The sequence below is a fragment of the Azospirillum sp. B506 genome, from assembly GCF_000333595.1.
Lineage (GTDB): Bacteria > Pseudomonadota > Alphaproteobacteria > Azospirillales > Azospirillaceae > Azospirillum.
This window is the reverse complement of sequence record NZ_BADK01001091.1, coordinates 1-2871: the sequence shown is the minus strand read 5'-3', so window position 1 is coordinate 2871 and position 2871 is coordinate 1. Positions and strand designations below refer to the sequence as shown.

Annotated in this window: 4 protein-coding genes; 2 read left to right on the top strand and 2 right to left on the bottom strand. The window is 67.6% G+C overall.

The features are described from left to right. On the bottom strand, window positions 1–593 hold a 593-nt coding region (locus I71_RS33630), incomplete at its 3' end, for a CoA pyrophosphatase (RefSeq protein ID WP_042704533.1). 32 nt (window positions 594–625) lie between these two features. Then, window positions 626–1258 (bottom strand): DUF1285 domain-containing protein, encoded by a 633-nt coding sequence (locus I71_RS33625; protein WP_244434213.1) that lies wholly within the window; start codon window positions 1256–1258, stop codon window positions 626–628. A gap of 258 nt (window positions 1259–1516) precedes the next feature. Here I71_RS33625 and I71_RS33620 point away from each other — a divergent pair, with 258 nt between their 5' ends. After that, complete coding sequence (locus I71_RS33620) at window positions 1517–2482, top strand: MoxR family ATPase (RefSeq protein ID WP_042704530.1); 966 nt, start codon at window positions 1517–1519, stop codon at window positions 2480–2482. 20 nt (window positions 2483–2502) lie between these two features. Further along, window positions 2503–2871: DUF58 domain-containing protein (locus I71_RS33615; RefSeq protein ID WP_148294440.1), on the top strand; the 369-nt coding region annotated here is incomplete at its 3' end.

Below are 2871 nucleotides of genomic sequence, written 5' to 3'. Positions count from 1 at the left end.
TCGCGCAGATTCACCAGCATGCCGGCGGTCGCCCCCCAGATGTAGCGCTGCGGATAGGGGAAGGCGTAGAACCAGCGCGGCTTGCCCAGGAACTCGCGGCTGTGGCGCTGCGGGTTGGACGGGTCGAGAATGAAGGACAGCGGTACCTCGAACACCTCCGCCACCTCGGTCGGATCGGGTGTCAGGATGAAGGGCGGGGTCACCACCCCCACCACCGGCGTCACCCGGAAGCCGGTGCGCGTCACATAGGTGTCAAGCCGGCCGACGATCTCGATCCGGCTGCGCTCCAGCCCGATCTCCTCCGCCGTCTCGCGCAGCGCTGTGTCCTCCGGACTGCCGTCCTCCGGCTCCCTGCCGCCGCCGGGGAAGCTGATCTGGCCGGCATGGGCACTCAGCGTCGCCGTGCGCTGGGTGAAGATGACGGTCAATTCCTCCGGCCGGTCGACCAGCGGCACCAGAACCGCCGCCTCGCGCAGGGTGGAGGGCGGACCCATTTCCGGATTGAGGTCGTGGTCGCCCCGGATCTTGGCCGACAGCTTCGGCGGCATCCTGTTGGACTGGACCGCATTCACCACCGCCGCATCCGTGCTCATCGCCGGGAAGCGCCGGCGGACCTCCTCCAGGCTCAGTCGCCAGGCAGCCTGCCCAGCGCGAAGAAGACCTTGTTGCTCCATAGACCCACCTCGGACTCGCCGGTTTCGGTGCGGCGCGTCTCGCTGCGCTCCACCATGTCGTAGAACACGGGCCGCAGGATTCGCGCCTCCAGCCGGCTTCTGATTTCGATGTAGGGTGCCGGCTCCCCGGTTTCAGGGTTCACGGCGATACGGATCGGATGTTCGGGACCGGCCTCCACCCAATGATCGAGGTTGCTGCGGAAGGACAGGACCTGATCGGCCCCGTTGCCCGCAACATTCATCTCCACCGCGACGAAGGGAGCGTCCTCCACGACGATCTTGCCGCGCTCGACGGGCGTGATCAGCCAGTAGTCGCCGTCGTCGTCGCGCTTCAGAACGGTGGAGAACAGCTTTGCCAGCTCGATCCGGCGGATGGGATCGCCATTGTGGAACCAGGTGCCGTCGCGCGCAATGCGGATGTCATACTGTTCGAGCGTCGGCGTCCGTCCCAAGGCCTCCGGGATTGCAGCCGGAACTTCCGGCGCGGTGTGCGAAACGGTTTGCCCATCTGAGCGCTTGTCATTCGCCATCGCGTTACCGACCTTCATGGAGTTGGGAACCGTTTTGTCCCCGGACATGCGCATTTTCGCCACACTCGGCCGCTAGGTCCACTCCAATGGTCCAGCGGCGCCACCCGTCCGGTAGCACGTCCGGCGACGGGAAATGGAAATTGGGTGTCGACAAGGTGCCGGAACAGGGCCAACCATGCGGATCCCGTGTTTCGTGTCGCGGACTCCTGCGACCATGACACCGCCAGGCCCACCATCAGGGAGCAGCAGACCTTGAGCGCACAGGACATCCTGAGGGGGCAGCCTCCCGTGCCGGAGGACCCGCAACGGCTGATGGAGGAGATCGAGGCGCTGGGCGACCGCCTTGCCTCGGTCCGCGACCGCATCGGCCGCGTCATCTTCGGCCAGCAGGAGGTGATCGACCGCACGCTGGTCACCCTTCTGGCCGGCGGCCATGTCCTGCTGATCGGTGTTCCCGGCCTCGCCAAGACGCGGCTGGTGGAAACGCTGGGCACCGTGCTCGGTCTCGCCGAAAAGCGAATCCAGTGTACGCCCGACCTGATGCCCGCCGACATCCTGGGTTCCGAAGTGCTTGAGGAAGGCGACAACGGCCGCCGGTCCTTCCGCTTCCTGCCCGGCCCGGTGTTCAGCCAGCTTCTGATGGCGGACGAGATCAACCGTGCCAGCCCGCGCACCCAGTCGGCCCTGCTCCAGGCGATGCAGGAGCACCGGGTGTCGGTCGCCGGCCAGTATCATCCCCTGCCCCAGCCCTTCCACGTTCTGGCCACCCAGAACCCGCTGGAGCAGGAAGGCACCTATCCGCTGCCGGAAGCCCAGCTCGACCGCTTCCTGATGCAGATCGACGTCGATTATCCGGACCGCGAGGCCGAACGGCGGATGATTATCGCAACCACCGGTTCCACCGACGAGCGTGCTGTGACGGTGCTGTCGGCCGCCGACCTTCAGATTGCCCAGCGTCTCGTCCGTCGCGTCCCGGTTGGCGAGGGGGTGGTGGATGGCATCCTTGACCTCGTCCGCCGTGGCCGGCCGGAGACATCGGAGCTGATGGAGGTGCGCCAGCATGTCGCCTGGGGTCCCGGTCCGCGCGCCAGCCAGGCGCTGATGCTTGCCGCCCGCGCCCGCGCCGTGCTGGACGGCCGGCTGTCGCCGTCGCAGGACGATGTGGTGGCGCTCGCCAAGCCGATCCTGAAGCACCGCATGGCGCTGAACTTCGCCGCGCGGGCCGATGGGGTGACGCTGGACGATGTCATCGACCGCCTCTGCGCCCCCCTGATGTGACCCCCCGCAGCGGAGCCGCAATGCCGCGAAGCCCAACCTCCCCGCAGAAGAACCAACCGTCGGGTCAGCTATCGAACACCCTGCTGGCGCGGCATCGCGCGGAGGAGCTGGCATCCGCCCTGCCGCCGCTCCTGGTCGCGGCGGAGCGGGTGGCCGCCACCGTCGCCCAGGGCGTGCATGGCCGCCGCCGTGTCGGTCTGGGCGAGACCTTCTGGCAGTTCCGCCGCTACCAGCCCGGCGATGCACCGTCGATGATCGACTGGCGCCAGTCGGCCAAGACCCAGCCGGTCTATGTCCGCGAGAATGAATGGGAAGCGGCGCAGAGCGTGTGGCTGTGGCGCGACCGCTCCGCCTCCATGGACTTCCGCTCAGCCGTCGGACTGCCGACC